The sequence below is a fragment of the Bacillus sp. FSL M8-0063 genome (genome assembly GCF_038005545.1).
GTDB classification, from domain to species: Bacteria; Bacillota; Bacilli; order Bacillales; family Bacillaceae_G; genus Bacillus_A; species Bacillus_A wiedmannii.
In genome coordinates this window covers 2,589,779-2,606,168 of sequence record NZ_JBBOTJ010000001.1, presented here as the reverse complement: position 1 = coordinate 2,606,168, position 16,390 = coordinate 2,589,779, and the positions used below count along the sequence as shown (strand labels likewise).

The 16,390-nt window shown below is 35.1% G+C and carries 19 protein-coding genes; 15 read left to right on the top strand and 4 right to left on the bottom strand.

Going from position 1 to position 16,390, the window contains the following annotated elements:
- Positions 1-10 precede the first annotated feature (10 nt).
- The 3 genes from MKX31_RS13205 (at position 11) to lepB (MKX31_RS13195) (ending at position 2,590) form a co-directional block, all read left to right on the top strand.
- Positions 11-1,144 (top strand): stage II sporulation protein P, encoded by a 1,134-nt coding sequence (locus MKX31_RS13205; protein ID WP_149174171.1) that lies wholly within the window; start codon positions 11-13, stop codon positions 1,142-1,144.
- A 193-nt stretch (positions 1,145-1,337) separates the two neighbouring features.
- Positions 1,338-2,015: a copper homeostasis protein CutC gene (locus MKX31_RS13200; protein ID WP_098102127.1), complete on the top strand. Its 678-nt coding sequence runs from the start codon at positions 1,338-1,340 to the stop codon at positions 2,013-2,015.
- 23 nt (positions 2,016-2,038) lie between these two features.
- Positions 2,039-2,590: a signal peptidase I gene (lepB, locus tag MKX31_RS13195; RefSeq protein WP_098102128.1), complete on the top strand. Its 552-nt coding sequence runs from the start codon at positions 2,039-2,041 to the stop codon at positions 2,588-2,590.
- 49 nt (positions 2,591-2,639) lie between these two features.
- Here lepB (MKX31_RS13195) and MKX31_RS13190 read toward each other — a convergent pair whose 3' ends face one another.
- Entirely contained in the window at positions 2,640-3,053 is a 414-nt protein-coding gene (locus MKX31_RS13190) for a hypothetical protein (protein ID WP_064475703.1), read from the bottom strand.
- Positions 3,054-3,305: 252 nt separating this feature from the next.
- Between MKX31_RS13190 and MKX31_RS13185 the strand changes: the two genes are divergently transcribed.
- The 8 genes from MKX31_RS13185 (at position 3,306) to MKX31_RS13150 (ending at position 9,694) form a co-directional block, all read left to right on the top strand.
- Positions 3,306-4,058, top strand: coding sequence for an IclR family transcriptional regulator (locus MKX31_RS13185; protein ID WP_340980961.1), 753 nt, complete (start codon positions 3,306-3,308; stop codon positions 4,056-4,058).
- 14 nt (positions 4,059-4,072) lie between these two features.
- On the top strand, positions 4,073-4,786 hold the full coding sequence (gene pxpB, locus MKX31_RS13180) for a 5-oxoprolinase subunit PxpB (protein ID WP_149174169.1): 714 nt from the start codon (positions 4,073-4,075) through the stop codon (positions 4,784-4,786).
- Positions 4,777-5,766 (top strand): 5-oxoprolinase subunit C family protein, encoded by a 990-nt coding sequence (locus tag MKX31_RS13175; RefSeq protein ID WP_064475700.1) that lies wholly within the window; start codon positions 4,777-4,779, stop codon positions 5,764-5,766. Before pxpB ends, MKX31_RS13175 begins: the two co-directional genes overlap by 10 nt.
- An 18-nt stretch (positions 5,767-5,784) precedes the next feature.
- Complete coding sequence (gene pxpA / locus MKX31_RS13170) at positions 5,785-6,546, top strand: 5-oxoprolinase subunit PxpA (protein ID WP_064475699.1); 762 nt, start codon at positions 5,785-5,787, stop codon at positions 6,544-6,546.
- A 21-nt stretch (positions 6,547-6,567) separates the two neighbouring features.
- The gene (locus MKX31_RS13165; protein ID WP_000593388.1) at positions 6,568-7,263 is read left to right on the top strand and encodes a DUF969 domain-containing protein; all 696 of its coding nucleotides are present in this window, start codon (positions 6,568-6,570) and stop codon (positions 7,261-7,263) included.
- A 1-nt stretch (position 7,264) separates the two neighbouring features.
- The gene (locus MKX31_RS13160) at positions 7,265-8,227 is read left to right on the top strand and encodes a DUF979 domain-containing protein (protein ID WP_064475698.1); all 963 of its coding nucleotides are present in this window, start codon (positions 7,265-7,267) and stop codon (positions 8,225-8,227) included.
- Positions 8,228-8,242: 15 nt separating this feature from the next.
- On the top strand, positions 8,243-8,890 hold the full coding sequence (pcp, locus tag MKX31_RS13155; RefSeq protein ID WP_064475697.1) for a pyroglutamyl-peptidase I: 648 nt from the start codon (positions 8,243-8,245) through the stop codon (positions 8,888-8,890).
- 75 nt (positions 8,891-8,965) lie between these two features.
- On the top strand, positions 8,966-9,694 hold the full coding sequence (locus MKX31_RS13150) for an NAD-dependent protein deacylase (RefSeq protein WP_064475696.1): 729 nt from the start codon (positions 8,966-8,968) through the stop codon (positions 9,692-9,694).
- Positions 9,695-9,741: 47 nt separating this feature from the next.
- Here the strand turns inward: MKX31_RS13150 and MKX31_RS13145 are convergent, their stop codons facing one another.
- A complete protein-coding gene (locus MKX31_RS13145) occupies positions 9,742-10,320 on the bottom strand; it encodes a hypothetical protein (RefSeq protein WP_149174168.1) in 579 nt (192 codons plus the stop codon).
- A 279-nt stretch (positions 10,321-10,599) separates the two neighbouring features.
- Here MKX31_RS13145 and MKX31_RS13140 point away from each other — a divergent pair, with 279 nt between their 5' ends.
- Both MKX31_RS13140 and lepB (MKX31_RS13135) read left to right on the top strand, forming a co-directional pair.
- A complete protein-coding gene (locus MKX31_RS13140) occupies positions 10,600-12,753 on the top strand; it encodes a peptidoglycan D,D-transpeptidase FtsI family protein (protein WP_064475694.1) in 2,154 nt (717 codons plus the stop codon).
- A gap of 82 nt (positions 12,754-12,835) precedes the next feature.
- The gene (gene lepB, locus MKX31_RS13135; RefSeq protein WP_064475693.1) at positions 12,836-13,357 is read left to right on the top strand and encodes a signal peptidase I; all 522 of its coding nucleotides are present in this window, start codon (positions 12,836-12,838) and stop codon (positions 13,355-13,357) included.
- Positions 13,358-13,390: 33 nt separating this feature from the next.
- On the opposite strand, the gene MKX31_RS13130 is transcribed toward lepB (MKX31_RS13135), so the two are convergent.
- Positions 13,391-14,023: a cephalosporin hydroxylase family protein gene (locus MKX31_RS13130; protein ID WP_081257278.1), complete on the bottom strand. Its 633-nt coding sequence runs from the start codon at positions 14,021-14,023 to the stop codon at positions 13,391-13,393.
- Positions 14,024-14,271: 248 nt separating this feature from the next.
- On the opposite strand from MKX31_RS13130, the gene MKX31_RS13125 reads away from it, so the two are divergent.
- Together MKX31_RS13125 and MKX31_RS13120 are read left to right on the top strand one after the other, a co-directional pair.
- Positions 14,272-14,460, top strand: coding sequence for a hypothetical protein (locus MKX31_RS13125; RefSeq protein WP_064475691.1), 189 nt, complete (start codon positions 14,272-14,274; stop codon positions 14,458-14,460).
- Between the two features lie 206 nt (positions 14,461-14,666).
- Complete coding sequence (locus tag MKX31_RS13120; protein WP_340980960.1) at positions 14,667-15,524, top strand: PhzF family phenazine biosynthesis protein; 858 nt, start codon at positions 14,667-14,669, stop codon at positions 15,522-15,524.
- Between the two features lie 49 nt (positions 15,525-15,573).
- On the opposite strand, the gene MKX31_RS13115 is transcribed toward MKX31_RS13120, so the two are convergent.
- Positions 15,574-16,335: a class I SAM-dependent methyltransferase gene (locus tag MKX31_RS13115; RefSeq protein ID WP_088048307.1), complete on the bottom strand. Its 762-nt coding sequence runs from the start codon at positions 16,333-16,335 to the stop codon at positions 15,574-15,576.
- Between the last annotated feature and the right edge of the window lie 55 nt (positions 16,336-16,390).

The following is a 16,390-nucleotide window of genomic DNA, read 5'->3' as shown; positions in this document are numbered from 1 at the left end:
GAGATATAAAATGAATAAAGTGAAACTGAAAGTATTAAATGTAAGGTATATAGTGATATGTATTTTATTCACTATTATATGTATCCTCACTTCATTCTTCATTTCTAGTAATTCAAGCGTATTTAAATCATTTTATATAAATCAGTTATTAGGAACGAATTCTACTAAAGGACTTATGTATATGATAGGAAGTGAAAATCGTTATTTTGCAGAAGAATTTCATAAAGAAAAAGGACGAGCGTCTTTAGAATCTTTTTTACTATCACTTTCTACAAACATTAATGTAAATGATCTCCGAAGTTTATTAACCCGGGAACTTCCTAATATGAATCAATTTTATTCGGAAATATTAATTGCTGGGGAAGGAACAGATTATACGAACATTCCTGAAGAATCCAGTATTCCTTTAGATAACATTAAAGATAAAGGTACTGCTATTGAACACCCAAAGAGTGGGAAAGAAAACAATTCTACTGGTGAAAATTCAAATACACAAAATAAAGTTTTTATTTATCATACACATAGTTGGGAAGCGTTTATTCCTCTTATTCCAGGTGCTACGATACCTGATGATGCTTCCAGTACAAATAATGAAGTGAATATTACGTTTGTTGGAAACTATTTAAAACAAAAGTTAGAAGAAAAAGGAATAGGTGTTTCACATGATACGACAAATATGAGGGATTTTCTGCGAAATAAAAAATTAAATTGGGCCCAATCTTACAAAGGATCCCGTCAAATATTACAAGATAAATTAGCACAAGATAAAAATATTATGTTCCCAATGGACCTTCATAGAGATGATGCCCGAAAAAATATTACAACAAAAAATATTAACGGAAAGAATTATGCTAGGCTCTATTTTATTTTAGGACGAGAAAATCCTAACTATGAAAAAAATAAAAAAATAGTAACGACAATAAATTCATATTTAGATGAGAAGTATTACGGTTTAAGCCGAGGGATTTTTATTAAAGATCGTAAAAGCGGGAACGGAGTATATAATCAAGACCTTTCTCCGAATGCATTACTTATTGAAATGGGAGGGGTAGATAATACACCAGAAGAATTGTATGCGTCAGTTGACGCATTAGTAGAAGCATTTAGCCACTATTATAATGAAGTAACTAAGAAAAATAACTAAAAAAAGGAGCGATACCTAGTCCGAAGTGCTAGGTATCGCTCCTTTTTTTTGTAGAATATAAAATTACCAATAAACGCAATCAATAAAAAAATCTTTCTTTTCATTCTTCTTTTTACAGTTTTATAGGAGAAAGCTAGGTTTCTTATTTTTACTAATGTTATAATAAGAAAAAAGCACGAAAAGAGGTCATCTCATGCTAGAGGTTATTGCAACATGTTTAGAAGATGTGAAACGAATTGAACGAGCTGGCGGGAAGCGAATTGAATTAATTACATCTTATACAGAAGGCGGTTTAACGCCGAGTTATGCATTTATTAAAAAAGCGGTAGAAGCGGTACATATACCGATTCACGTTATGATTCGTCCGCATGCGAAGTCTTTTACATATACGGAAGAAGAAATTGAAATGATGAAGGAAGATATAATCATCGCACAGAAGTTAGGTGCAGCTGGTGTTGTATTAGGCGTATTAAACGAACGAAATGAAGTGGATGACGAGAAATTAGCGGATTTACTATCTGTTGTAGATGGAATAAATGTAACGTACCACCGTGCAATAGATGATATAGAAAATCCAGTAGAAGCGATGGAAACTTTAAAGAAGTTTCATAAAGTGACTCACGTTTTAACTTCAGGTGGACAAGGAAATATAGTAGAGAATATACCGGTGCTTACAGAAATGAAAAAGGTAAGCGATGGTCAAATTCAGCTTGTAGTTGGAGCTGGCGTGACGAAAGAAAATATAAAGCAATTGCTAGATGAAACTGGAATCACGCAAGCTCATGTCGGTACAGCGGTAAGAGAAGGGAAATCATGTTTTTCTGAAATTGATCCGAATTTAGTACAAGAATTAGTTCAAATAATAAAATAAGCACATAAGAAAGAGGAGAAACGATGAAGGAAAATACGAAGAAAGAATTATTCTCATGGGCTAAAACGATAGGATTTACCCTTGTCCTAATTGCTATTATTCGCGGTGTTTTATTTACACCCTCATTAGTACAAGGTGAATCGATGATGCCCACTTTAGAAAATAACGAACGAGTTCTTGTGAATAAGATCGGTTATAGTATAAGTGGATTAGATCGCTTTGATATTATCGTCTTCCACGGAAAAGAAGGGTACGATTTAGTAAAACGAGTAATTGGTTTACCAGGCGATACAGTTGAGTATAAAAACGATGTTTTATATGTAAACGGAAAAGCGATGGAAGAACCATATTTAAACGAGTTTAAAGAAAAAGCAGCAGGCCGTGTATTAACTCCAGACTTTACGTTAGAACAAATCACAGGAAAAACGAAAGTGCCAGAAGGCCAAGTGTTTGTTTTAGGAGATAATCGTGAAGTTTCGAAAGATGGTCGTATGTTCGGATTCATTTCAGAAGATGAGATTGTCGGAAAAGGACAAGCTGTTTTCTGGCCGTTGAAACAAGTAAGAGCGTTATAAAACAAAAAGTATGGAAGAAATATTCTTCCATACTTTTTTTGTGCCTTATTTATATGTTAGGTTTTGCTATAACTTGAACTTTTGAAAGAGAACCATCATTATTTCTAAATTTTATCTTGTATTCACCTTCAGGAAGCCAATCACTCCAATTTATACTAAATTCATTGATCGCTTGTTCCCCAGGTTTTAAAGTTCCGTCAATCATCCAAGAATCTTTAGCATTATATAAAGTGTAACTAAAAGGAGAATCACCTATATTTTTTACAAGAACACTTAATTCATCTCCATGAGAATAGTTAAAGCCAGAAATACTTGATCCGAAAAAATGAATTTCTTCGTTCGCTATTTTATGATGTTGGGCAATTTTAGCGGTTGAATGAGTATCTTCATTTGTCGCAAATGTTACCTTATAACCTATACAAAAAGACAACATAATAGCAGGAATCACTAGCAGCTTTTTCAAAAGAAACACTCCTTACATTTTGTTTTGCATATATTATAATAATAGAAATATAGTGGAGATGTAATAGTTTGATGTAAAAATTTACAAATGCATTTAATTGTTTACGTTTTTAAAATTACTGACAAAATATATCAGGTCACATACTTAAAAAAATATTGATAGAATTGAAAGAATATTTTATAATTTTAAATTATATGTTTGTTTCGAAAAACGGAATTTAAGTTCCGAAATTCGGAATGAGAGGGAGATAGAATGAGTATAAATAAAACGGCAGTTAAGACAATGGATATTTTAGAGTTGTTTTATGAGCATGAAGAGCTAAGTTTAACAGAGATGGTTCAGCTTACGAGTATGCCGAAAACATCTGTTTATCGTTTAATTGGCTCGTTAGAAGAAATGGAGTTTTTACAAAAAAACGAAAAGGGGAAATATCGTCTCGGAGTCGTTTTTTTACGGTTCGGTCAACTTGTTTCACAAAGATTATCCGTAAGAAATATTGCGATTCCATATATGAAAGAGCTTAGAAATAGTTTAGGGCAGGCAGTTAATTTAATTATTCAAGATGGTAATGACGCGATTTATGTGGAAAAGATGGAAGGCGTTCAGCCTGTACGCGTGTATACCGCGGTTGGAAGAAGAGCACCGCTTTATGCTGGTGCATGTCCGAGAATTTTACTATCGTATTTCTCTGAGAAAGAGACATGGAAGTACATAGAGGAAACGGATTTAAAACAGTTTGCAGATGGAACAATCGTGGATAAGGAGCAATTGTTAGAAGTGTTACAAATGGCGAAAAAGGAAGGTCACACAATTAGCTACTCGGAGTTAGAAAATCATACAGCGGCTATAGCAGCGCCCATTTTTGCAAGCGATGGAACAGTTATAGCGGGTATTAGTATTTCAGGTTTAGCAATTGAGTATAGCGAAAGTAACATTTCATATTTTATTGCGAAGGTGAAAGAAACAGCACATCGCATTTCGAAAGAACTTGGCTTTTTGGCATAGAAAGAGGGAGTGGGATGAAATTTTCTGCATTAGGAGATCAAGCAATGATTGTTACATTTGGTGAAGAAATTGGGATGGAGACATACGAAAAAGTGCAGCGATTATTTCAAGCGTTGAGACGGCACCCGTTTACAGGAATGGTTGAGTGTGTACCATCTTTCACTTCATTAGCGGTCTACTACAATGTATACGAAGTATGGAAGCGAAATGAGAGAAGTGAAGGATCATATCATTACGTTTGCCAATATATAAAAGAGCTGTGTAATTCGTATAAAGAAGAAGTGAACCAAGATGTGAAATATATTTCTATACCTGTTTGCTACGGGGGAGAATATGGACCTGATTTAGAAGAGGTCGCGCATTGTAGAGGATTACGAGCGGAGGATGTGATTCGCATACATAGCGAGACAACATATTTTGTGTATATGTTAGGTTTTACACCAGGGTTCCCGTATTTAGGAGGACTATCAAAAGAACTAGAAACACCTAGAAAAGAAACACCACGGTTACAAATACCTGCTGGTTCGGTAGGTATTGGTGGAAATCAAACAGGTATATATCCACTTGAAACACCAGGAGGATGGAATATTATTGGCCGAACTCCTATTTCATTATTTAATACAGAAGAAGAAACACCGACATATATTCAAAGTGGTATGTATTTACGATTTATCCCAATAACGAAGGAAGAGTATGTATCACTTGAGGGGGCTAAAGAATGGATGTAGAGGTTTTGCATGCGGGAATGTTTACAACAGTCCAAGATTTAGGGCGATCTCATTATCAACAATACGGTGTACCAGTTGGCGGGGCCATGGATCAAAGTGCACTTCGGATGATTAATATGTTAGTCGGTAATGAAGAGAATGAAGCGGGACTTGAAATGACAATTATGGGACCTAAATTGTTAATAAAGAAAACGACTTTACTTGCGATTGGCGGAGCAAATATGGAGCCGTTATTGAATGGAGAGCGTATTCCATTATGGCGTCCCATTTTAGCGGAAGAAGGTAGCATGCTTTGTTTTGGGAAAGTGAAAAGTGGTTGCAGAGCGTATGTGACTTTTGCAGGTGGTATACAGATTGATCGTACAATGGGAAGCAAAAGTACTTACATACGTGCTGCGATTGGTGGTATTGAAGGAAGAATGCTGAAAAAAGGAGATTATTTTCAAATTGGTACACACACAGAAATGGCAAGGCGTTTCATTCAAGACTTACAAAAGGATGAGCGAGTCAAAACGAAATGGGCAATTAGCAGCGGCGTACTGCCAAAGTATAAGAAATATCCTAAGCTTCGCGTTATAACTGATTTTGAATATGATCAATTTACAGAAGAAAGTATAAGGGCATTTTTCACGAAAGAGTATAAAGTATCTAATTACGCTGATCGTATGGGCTATAGAGTTGAAGGAGAAGTTTTAAATAGGATTGAAGAAAAAGAGATTTTATCGAGTCCGGTTACATTTGGGACCATTCAAGTTCCTAATGGAGGACAGCCGATTATATTAATGGCAGATAGGCAAACGACAGGTGGCTATCCGAGAATGGGAAATATTATTTCAGTAGATTTACCACTTCTTGCTCAGTTAAAACCGGGGGATTATGTTTCTTTTGAGAAAATTACGCTGGAAGAAGCGGAACAATTGTACATAGAACAAGAAGTAAATATGAATCTATTAAAGAAATTCATCACTTTACGAAGCTGACATTAGGAGGGGAATATCGTGACGACAATCGATTTAAATTGTGATTTAGGAGAAAGTTTTGGAGCTTATAAAATGGGGAATGATGATGAAATTCTTCCGTTCGTTTCCTCTATAAACGTTGCTTGCGGTTTTCATGCGGGTGATCCGACTGTAATGAGGAAAACGGTCGAAAAGGCACTGCAGCATAACGTAGCAATTGGCGCGCATCCTGGTTTTCCTGATTTAATTGGATTTGGAAGAAGAAACATGAATGTTTCAGCGAGTGAAGTATACGATTACGTTTTATATCAAATCGGTGCATTAGATGCTTTTGTGAAAGCGGCAGGCGGGAACATGCATCATGTAAAACCGCACGGTGCCCTATATAATATGGCGGCGACAAATCCGGAAATTGCAGATGCAATCGCAAAAGCAATTTATCATAGTAATCCCAAGCTATTACTTTACGGATTAGCAAATAGCGAGGCGTTTATACAGGCTGCGGAAAAATACAATATAACTCTCGTACAAGAAGCTTTTGCTGATCGTACGTATAAGCAAGATGGAACGTTAACGAGCCGGACAGAAGAAAATGCACTTATAAAAAATGAAGAAGAAGCGATAAAGCAAGTGCTTCAAATGGTGAAAGAAGGCTACGTAAACGCGGTGAACGGAGAGAAAGTAGCAGTTCAAGCACAAACAATTTGTTTACATGGTGATGGAGAGAAAGCAGTCCAATTTGCGAGAAAAATATACAGAACATTCGAATTTAATGGTATTTCTATTTGTGCACCGAAATAAAAAATAGGGGGAAGTGCTGGAATGATTAAATTAATCGGGATACTACTTGTTGCAGTGGGCTTTTTATTTAGATTAAATACATTATTAGTAGTTATGGTTGCAGGTATTGTTACTGGTATGGTTTCAGGATTAAGCTTTTATGATGTGATTAGCATGTTCGGTAAATTTTTCATAGAAAATAGATATATGTCTATGCCGATTATACTAACTTTACCGGTAATCGGAATTTTAGAGCGTTACGGTTTAAAAGAAAGAGCAGAAGCACTTATAACGAAATCAAAAGGCGCAACAACTGGAAGAGTGTTAATGTCATATTTTACGATAAGAGAATCATCAGCAGCACTTGGACTGAATATTGGTGGTCATGCACAAACAGTAAGGCCACTCGTTGCACCGATGGCAGAAGGGGCTGCGCAAGGTAAATATGGTAAGTTACCTGAAAAGTTAAGAGAAAAGATTAAAGCAAACGCAGCAGCTGCGGAAAATACAGCTTGGTTTTTCGGAGAGGATATATTTATCGCGACTGGTGCGATTTTATTAATGAAAGGATTCTTCGATTCAGTAGGTATGCATGTCGGTGTGTGGGATATGGCGCTTTGGGGTATTCCAACTGCAATATCTGCGCTTATTGTCAGCTGGATCAGATTTAGAAGATTTGATAAATATATAGCGAAAACGATGACATCAAAAGAAAAAGAAGAGAAGGAGGCAATATAAAATGAACATCATCACAATGGATACAATTTATTACGTATTAGGTATAATCGTTGCCTTTATCGCTGTTCGTATTGCATTTGATCGTGAACATCCAAATCGATGGGGTTCTAGCTTATTTTGGGCATTATTTGCAGTTACGTTTTTATTCGGAAATATAATCCCTTCGTTTTACGTTGGTTGTATTGTGCTCGCTATGGTCGTGTTAGCTTCACTAAATAAAGTAACAAAATCAGAAGAGAAAGAAGTACCTGTACAAGAACGTGTGAAACATGCTGAGAAATTAAAAAATAAAATTTTTATGCCTGCACTATTAATTCCTATTTTTACAATTATCGGTACGTTAACGTTAGGGAAAATCAAATGGGGAAATGTTTCCCTTGTTGATCCAGATAAAGTAACGCTAGTAGCATTAGCACTAGGGGCATTACTTGCATTCGTTGCAGCGATGCGTATTACAAAATCGAAAATAACAACGCCTGTACAAGAAGGAAGCAGACTATTACAAGCTGTCGGCTGGGCTGTTATTTTACCACAGATGTTAGCGGCACTTGGCGGTATTTTCGCAAAGTCTGGCGTTGGACAAGTCGTTTCTGATTTAGTCGGTCAAGTATTACCGACAGAGTATCCGTTCGTAGCTGTTATGGCGTATTGTTTAGGAATGATGCTTTTTACAGTCGTAATGGGAAATGCATTCGCAGCGTTTGCCGTTATTACTGGCGGAATTGGTTTACCTTTAATTGTTCAAATGCATGGTGGGAATCCAGCAATTATGGCAGCACTCGGTATGTTTGCTGGATATTGCGGAACGCTACTTACGCCAATGGCAGCAAACTTTAATATCGTTCCGGCGATGCTTTTAGAGCTAAAAGATAAAAATGCAGTTATTAAAGCACAAGTACCAATTGCTCTTTCAATCTTTATCATAAATATGTTTATTATGTACGGCCTTGTATATCGTTTCTAATTAGGAGGGAAAACTATGAAAACAGTATTACTAACAGGATTTGATCCGTTCGGCGGAGAAAGCATCAACCCAGCTTGGGAAGTCGCAAAAAGTTTACATGAAAAAACAATTGGAGAGTACAAGATTATTAGCAAACAAGTCCCAACGGTATTTCATAAATCAATCAGCGTATTAAAAGAGTATATAGAAGAACTAAACCCTGAAATGATTATATGTATTGGACAAGCTGGAGGCAGACCAGATATTACGATAGAGCGTGTCGCAATTAATATTGATGATGCAAGAATTGCCGACAATGAAGGGAACCAGCCGGTAGATGTACCGGTTGTGGAAGAAGGACCGGCTGCCTATTGGTCTACGCTTCCGATGAAAGCAATTGTAAAAAGACTTCAAGAAGAAGGCATACCGGCTTCCGTTTCACAAACAGCAGGTACATTCGTTTGTAATCATTTATTCTACGGTCTCATGCATGAATTAGAGAAACATGGTAAGAAAATAAAAGGTGGATTTGTTCATATTCCATTCTTACCAGAACAAGCGAGCAATTATCCAGGCCAACCGAGTATGTCACTTTCTACTATTCGTAAAGGGATAGAATCAGCAGTAGAGGTAACGACGACAGTTGAGGTCGATATTGTAGAAATTGGGGGTACGACGCATTAAATAAAACGAATCATACAACACCTCCTGTAAACAACTGGTATAATAAGTATAGCAATATACATAGAGGTGATTTTTGTGCAACAATTTGAAGAAGTACGTTCAATTTTAGAGCAAGCGAAGAAAATTACAGTGTTAACAGGTGCAGGAGCAAGTACGGAAAGTGGTATCCCAGATTTTCGTTCAGCAAATGGATTGTATGCTGATGCGAATGTAGAGATGTATTTATCAAGGGGATATTATAATAGAAGTCCGAAAGAATTTTGGAAGCATTATAAAGAAATCTTTCAAATTAATACGTTTCATCAATATAAACCAAATCGCGGGCATCGCTTTTTAGCTGAATTAGAAGAACAAGGGAAAGATATTACGATTTTAACGCAAAATATTGATGGTTTACATCAACTAGGTGGTAGTAAACATGTCATTGATTTACATGGAACACTTCAAACAGCACACTGTCCGAAGTGTAAAGCGGGATATGATTTGCAGTATATGATTGATCATGAAGTGCCTCGCTGCGAGAAGTGTAATTTCATTTTAAATCCAGACGTTGTTTTATACGGAGATACATTGCCGCAATATCAAAATGCGATACAACGTTTATATGAAACAGATGTGCTTATCGTTATGGGAACGTCATTAAAAGTACAACCTGTCGCTTCATTCCCGGAAATCGCAAAGAGGGAGATAGGGGCAACGACAATTTTAGTAAATGAAGAGTTAACAGGACGAGAATATAACTTTGATTTTGTTTTTCAAAATAAGATTGGTGAGTTTGTTGAAGGGTTAGCCTCAATGAAATAAGTTATCGAAAAAACTGAGGTATCCACCTCAGTTTTTTATTTGGATAATCACAGTTTAAAGCACTTCGATAATGTAGTAACCACATCTCTATAATTAATAAAAAAGCGTTTCGTAGGTAAAATAGCAGAGTAAGAAGTAGTATTACCTTTAACGAATACACAGTCGTCATAAAGTAAGCTAATATGTAGATGTTGTAAAGGCTCTATTTGGTGTTGCTTTACGTATAAAACCAAATCATTATAAAGTTGCTCACTATACTCACTTACAGAATGTTCTAATGAAAGCTGACCTGCTATGCTAGTCCACCATACTTTAAAACTACATACTAACTCTTGAAAGGAGTCCTCATTACATAATTGAGTGTCAAAGAGCTTCTCATAAAAGATATGGTTTTCCTCATAAAAAATCTGTAAATCATATCTCTCATTAGCAATTTGTTTACGGAGTGTATGCCATAATTCTTTGAAATTATCTTCAAATTCAGTAGAAAAATTTACTTGTTTTGCTATGTAAGGAAACCGCAAATTTTCTTTATTCTCTTTTTGGTTGAGATAAATATTTTGAATATAAATCATAAAGTTTAAACAATATGACGTATTAGTATGTATTGTAAATGAATCTGTCATTTCATTTTCTCCTTAGTGGTGTCTTTTATTGTTAGTATACAAAGAAATGTAAATGAATGGTATGAAAAAACAATTGTATACACACTTTCTTTTAGAATAACATTCATGTTATTTCTTAATAAGGGAATGGTAATAAATAGGGTATAAAATTAAAATACTGAAAATTAAATCTTTTATTTCTTTAGTAATTAATATAAAATTCTATATATATCATATAAATAAATTTGATACATAATGGTTCTGTGTAGAAATGTTAATAGAATGAAGCGAGGGAGCGAAATGAGACAGAAAAAGGAGCAGAAGAAACAATCGAAAAAGAAAAAGACCCACATTCCATTTCGATTAAATGTACTATTTTTTATCGTCTTTCTTTTATTTTCAGCTATTATAATTCAATTAGGTAAAGTACAAATCATTGATGGAGAAACGTATAGAAATGAAGTGAACAAAAAGGAAGATGTAACGGTAAGCACTCCTGTTCCTAGAGGGAAAATGTTTGATCGGCAAGGTCAAGTGATTGTAAATAATAAACCACTACGAACCGTTACATATACGAAAATGAAAGGAGTAGATTCGAAAGAAGTTTTACAAGTAGCGAGACAGTTAGCTCAGCTAATAGAAATGTCGCCAGAAGATATAGCTAAGTTAACAGAAACAGATAAAAAAGATTTTTGGATGCAGTTAAATGAAAAACGAGCAGCAGAAAAAGTAACGAAAGAAGATGAGAGTACATTTAGGAAGCAAGAGATAGAGGGGAAAGAATTAGATAAAAAAGTTGAAGAGTTGCGCCGTGAAAGAATTACGCAAGAAGAATTAAGCGAACTATCAAAAGAGGATCTAGAAGTACTAGCAATTAAAAGTAGGATGAATGCGGGATATAAAATGACGCCGCAAATCGTTAAAAAAGATGTAAGCCAAAATGAATATGCAATCGTAAGTGAAAGATTGGCAATTTTGCCAGGAGTGGATACGACAGTGGATTGGGAACGTGAATACCCAAATGATAAAATACTTCGTTCCATACTTGGTAGCGTTTCTACTGAAAATGAGGGCTTACCGAGAGAACAGTTAGATTATTATTTAGTGCGTGATTATAACCGAAATGACCGTATTGGTAAGAGCTACATCGAGAAACAGTACGAAGATGCATTACATGGAACGAAAGAACAGTCTAAAAACATTACGGATAAAGCAGGAAATATTATTCGGACGGAAAAAGTGACTGAAGGAAAAAGCGGAAATAATTTAATGTTAACTGTTGATATGGAGTTACAGAAAAAAGTAGAGGAAAGTCTTGAAAAGAATTTACGAGCATTTCATTCTGCAGAGCCGATGATGGATCGTGCGTTTGTAGTAATGATGAACCCGAAAAATGGCCAAATTTTATCAATGGCAGGAAAGAAAATTGTAAATAAAGATGGCGGCATGCAAATAGAAGACTTCGCTTTAGGGACGATGACAAGTTCTTATGAATTAGGGTCAACTGTGAAAGGGGCTACATTATTAGCCGGATATCAAACTGAAACAATAAAGCCGTATACGCATTTCTTCGATGCACCAATGTATTTTAAAGGAAGTGTCAAGCCAAAGAAATCGTGGAAAGATTTTGGTGATATTGATGATTTAAGAGCTTTACAAGTTTCATCAAACGTTTATATGTTTAATACAGCATTAAAAATGGCAGGTGTAAATTATGTACCAAACAATCCGCTAGATATTAAAAAAGAAACATTTAATAAAATACGCTACTACTTTAGACAGTTTGGCTTAGGCGTACCGACTGGAATTGACTTACCGAATGAATCGATTGGTCAAATGGGTAGAACAGATAACATACCTGGCTTTTTACTTGATTACGCGATTGGACAGTATGATACATATACGCCGCTTCAACTTGCTCAATATATGTCAACAATTGCAAACGGTGGTTACCGAATGAAACCACAAATTGTACAAGAAGTGAGAGAGCAACCACATAGACCAGAGGATGTTGGAAAAGTTGTTCGGTCTATTGAACCAGTTATTTTAAATCGAGTGGATATGGACACTTCATACATTAATCATGTAAAAGAAGGATTTAGAAGAGTTTTTCAAGAAACTGACGGAACAGGTACGGCAACGTTTAAAGGATTACCGTATAAACCAGCTGGAAAAACAGGAACAGCTGAAACTGTATACGGTGGAGAAAGTGATATTGGAAGAGATGAAAACAATAACCGAAAAAAATGTTATAATTTAACTCTTGCCGGTTATGCACCATATGATGCTGATCCGGAAGTAGCTTTTTCAGTTGTTGTACCTTGGGTGAATGATGACAAATCAGGAGTTAATTCCGCGATTGGTAAAGAGATTTTGGATGCGTATTTTGAATTGAAAACGAAAAGAGCGAGTGGAAATCCAGTCCCAGTAGAACAGCCGAACAAGGCCCAGTAAAAATAGTATCACTGCATGGAGACATATTGTGCAGTGATATATTTTTTGAGTTAAAAAGCGTTTAAATAAGGTGGGAATGGATATGAAACAGGAGATTAAAAGAGGCTGGGGGAAATACATACTCTTCGCGTTTGTTTTGGTAGTAGCCTATCATTCTTTTACTTTATGTAAAGTGGAAGGGAAATCGATGCAACCGACTTTATATGAAGAAGACTACGTATTTGTAAATAAAGCAGCAGTACATTTTTCTAATATAGAGCACGGAGAAATTGTCATTATAAAGGAAGAGGATGAGTCGAAATATTATGTAAAACGAGTAATAGGACTTCCTGGTGACGTAATTAACATAACGAATGGATCAGTATATGTGAATGATAAAAAGCAAGAAGAACCGTATACAAATAAAGATTTATTCAATAATACGCAAGTGTTTTACAACTTTCAAAAGACAAAAATCCCGCCAAATAAGTTATTTGTAATGGGAGATAATCGTGAACTTAGTAGAGATAGTCGAAACGGCTTAGGATATATTGAAGAAGATAATATAATAGGCAAAGTGGAATTTGTATATTATCCTTTTTCAAAAATGAAGATTATAGAATAAGTGGGGTTATACACAACCCCACTTATTAAAGTTTCACTTTATCTTCTTTAAAAAACCTTTTGGATTAAATGAGATGAAAAACTTATGCTTAGATTCATCGATTATGAAATTGTTATTTTTAGTTAAAAACTCTTCTACAGCTTCCATTGGACCTGCCCCCCAATCGGGCGAAACAGGATTTCCATTAATAGATGTATCCTCTACAATAATATAACTGCCAGTAGTAACGATAGACTTATAAAGTAAAAGTTCTTTTGAGACATGCTCTTTACTATGATCAGAATCTAAAATAACTAAAATTACATCATCAGGTTTGCGCATACTTAAAATGGTTTGGACGGCCTGTACAGAAACAGAAGAAGATGTTACATACGTAATGCGGTCATGAGATGGACGATTTGGTTGTGGGAATATATCAATAGTAAGAACGTGACCTTTTCCAATTAGATCTAATATAGAAGCTAAATACAACGCACTACCACCATAACAAGTACCACATTCAATAATTAAATCGGGTTTTAATTCGTAAATAATTTCTTGATACAAAAAAAGATCAGTGGGAAGTTTGAGAATGGGGACCCCAAGCCAATGTGTATCATATAACCAGACTCGACTATCGTAATATTGTTTTAAAAATTCGCTACTTATGTTATCGATTTTGAACACTCCTTTCTGAAACGAAAGTTGTACAATATATTATGTGAAATATAATTATAAGGAGAATGTTTTTTAATAAAAATGAGCAAAATACCTCATTAAAAACCAATTTTTTGTATAATAAAAAACTTAATTCAGCAAGGTCTAATCAAAATGCAATTTAAATATGTAGATGAGGGGAAAAGGAACGTATGTATAAGTACACAATTTGCTTCATTAGAAAAGGAAATGAAAATGATGTGAAGGAGATAACTTAAATTACGGCATTCAAAAGTGAAGAAGAACTGAATAAAGCTTTCGAGGCAGCTAAAGCGACTCTAGCAATAGAAGGTATGATTATTACAAAAGAAATGGAAAAAGTTATAAAAGAAAAGTTAGCTGGAAAGATAACGCGCAAGCAACTTATTACATTAGCTGATGCGATTGCGAGACGTGAACGTACTTAACAATCTAGAAGCCACCACAAAATTTTTAAAAATAAACGGGAAAAAAGAGATGATAGATCCAACTCTCAGGCTCTAGACAAACTATTTTTTGGAGAGTTCAGATACTAAAAAATAGTTTGTCTCTTGCTTTATGGCTAATTTATCCAACAATATATATATGTAGTACGTTCTATGCTACAATTTATTATAGGGGAGGAAGGTATCTTATGAAAATATCTGTTTATGTTGCAAGTGCATTTAGCAAGGATCATAAAGGCGGAAATAAAGCAGGAGTGGTATTTATAGAGAATACATTGACCACTACTCAAAAAATGGCAATAGCCAAACAACTGGGCTATGCGGAAACCGCATTTATATCAGAATCTGAAATTGCTGATTATAAAATTGAGTATTTTACACCAAAAGAGGAAGTTGATTTATGTGGTCATGCGACAATTGCCTCTTTCACGATACTGATGCATGTAAATAAACTTTTCAAGAATCGCTATACGATTGAAACGAACAGCGGTGTTCTTGCTATTACCATAAAAGATGACATCATATTCATGGAACAAAACGAACCGATATTCTATGATGTTATATCTCCAAATGAGTTTATCGACTGCTTTGACATTAAAGATATAGACAATACATACCCAATTCAAATTGTCTCCACGGGCTTAAAAGATATTTTAGTTCCTATAAAAAGCGAAACACAATTACATACAATACAACCTAATTTTGAAAAAATTAAAGAAATCAGCAAGTATTATAATGTTGTCGGGATGCATCTATATACTTTTAATGACAATCGAATTATATGCAGAAATTTTGCTCCACTATACGACATTAATGAAGAAGCAGCGACTGGAACTTCAAACGGTGCATTAGCTTGCTATCTTTATGAACAGCGCTACTTACAAAAAGAAGTCTATGTATTTGAACAAGGTTATTCTTTACACTCGCCTTCCGAAATATTAGTTAAATTAGCAACCAATAGCGAGAATAAAATAGAAAAAGTTTATGTTGGTGGCAAAGGCTATTACTGTGAAACGAAGTGTTTAAATATAGAAAATATTGAGTGAAAATAAAAAAAGAGATGGTAGATCCATCTCTTTTTCAAATGCTCCATGATTAACTGCGAATCGCCTTAATCATAAAACGATGTTGCTTCACATCAAAATAACCTTTTTGTAAGATGATTTCATGTATACGATATAATTCCTCATAATAACCTTCGACAGTAAAATCAGGAATTTGCCACGGAATCGCTTTTAAATAATAGACGATAGCGCCAATGTCGTAAAAGCGTTGAAAAGGGAACTCTTCTTTTGCTTCTAAAATAGTAAATCCATTTTCCTTTAACTCACTACATGCCGTTTCAAGCGACCAACTTGCAAATTCGCTATTTAGCGGTGTGCTAAACTGTTCATTTAGTTCCGCACAATCGAGACCACCAACTTGTTGTGTAAGAAATATTCCATTAGGAGAAAGGATTCTGTTTACCTCAGAGGCAGCATATGATTCATGTTGATTTATGATTAAATCAAACTGACCATCTTGAAATGGTAAAGCAGTATCATCTGTTACCTCTATAACTGTAACCCCTAAAGGTTCTAATTTCTTCCGAGCAATTGGCACGTTTGGAGCATAGCCCTCAGTCGCAAAAATAGTTGATGGGAACGGTTGTAACATAGATAAAAACTCTCCGCCGCCAGTACCCATATCGAGCATTGATTCTGCACGCTGCATAAGTTGAAAAGCAGTGCTGCCGTATGGCCATGATAAAGGCTCGCTCTTCATTCGACCAGTTTCTGAAATAAAAGAAAAATCCCAACCGCTAAAATTTGTATTAGCACTTTCTAATAAAGTTAAAAATAATAAATCACGTTTCATAATTATATCCTCCTATTTTGTAAGTAAATGATATGATGAGAAAAGAAAAAAGGAG

Excerpts from the sequence above, each read along its gene's own strand:
- lepB (WP_098102128.1), top strand. The coding sequence starts at position 2,039 with ATGAAGGAAAATACGAAGAAAGAATTATTCTCATGGGCTAAAACGATA.
- MKX31_RS13115 (WP_088048307.1), bottom strand. The coding sequence starts at position 16,335 with ATGAAACGTGATTTATTATTTTTAACTTTATTAGAAAGTGCTAATACA.
- pcp (WP_064475697.1), top strand. The coding sequence starts at position 8,243 with ATGAAAACAGTATTACTAACAGGATTTGATCCGTTCGGCGGAGAAAGC.
- MKX31_RS13185 (WP_340980961.1), top strand. The coding sequence starts at position 3,306 with ATGAGTATAAATAAAACGGCAGTTAAGACAATGGATATTTTAGAGTTG.
- MKX31_RS13120 (WP_340980960.1), top strand. The coding sequence starts at position 14,667 with ATGAAAATATCTGTTTATGTTGCAAGTGCATTTAGCAAGGATCATAAA.
- MKX31_RS13175 (WP_064475700.1), top strand. The coding sequence starts at position 4,777 with ATGGATGTAGAGGTTTTGCATGCGGGAATGTTTACAACAGTCCAAGAT.
- MKX31_RS13160 (WP_064475698.1), top strand. The coding sequence starts at position 7,265 with ATGAACATCATCACAATGGATACAATTTATTACGTATTAGGTATAATC.
- MKX31_RS13145 (WP_149174168.1), bottom strand. The coding sequence starts at position 10,320 with ATGACAGATTCATTTACAATACATACTAATACGTCATATTGTTTAAAC.
- lepB (WP_064475693.1), top strand. The coding sequence starts at position 12,836 with ATGAAACAGGAGATTAAAAGAGGCTGGGGGAAATACATACTCTTCGCG.
- MKX31_RS13165 (WP_000593388.1), top strand. The coding sequence starts at position 6,568 with ATGATTAAATTAATCGGGATACTACTTGTTGCAGTGGGCTTTTTATTT.
- pxpB (WP_149174169.1), top strand. The coding sequence starts at position 4,073 with ATGAAATTTTCTGCATTAGGAGATCAAGCAATGATTGTTACATTTGGT.
- MKX31_RS13140 (WP_064475694.1), top strand. The coding sequence starts at position 10,600 with ATGAGACAGAAAAAGGAGCAGAAGAAACAATCGAAAAAGAAAAAGACC.
- MKX31_RS13200 (WP_098102127.1), top strand. The coding sequence starts at position 1,338 with ATGCTAGAGGTTATTGCAACATGTTTAGAAGATGTGAAACGAATTGAA.
- MKX31_RS13205 (WP_149174171.1), top strand. The coding sequence starts at position 11 with ATGAATAAAGTGAAACTGAAAGTATTAAATGTAAGGTATATAGTGATA.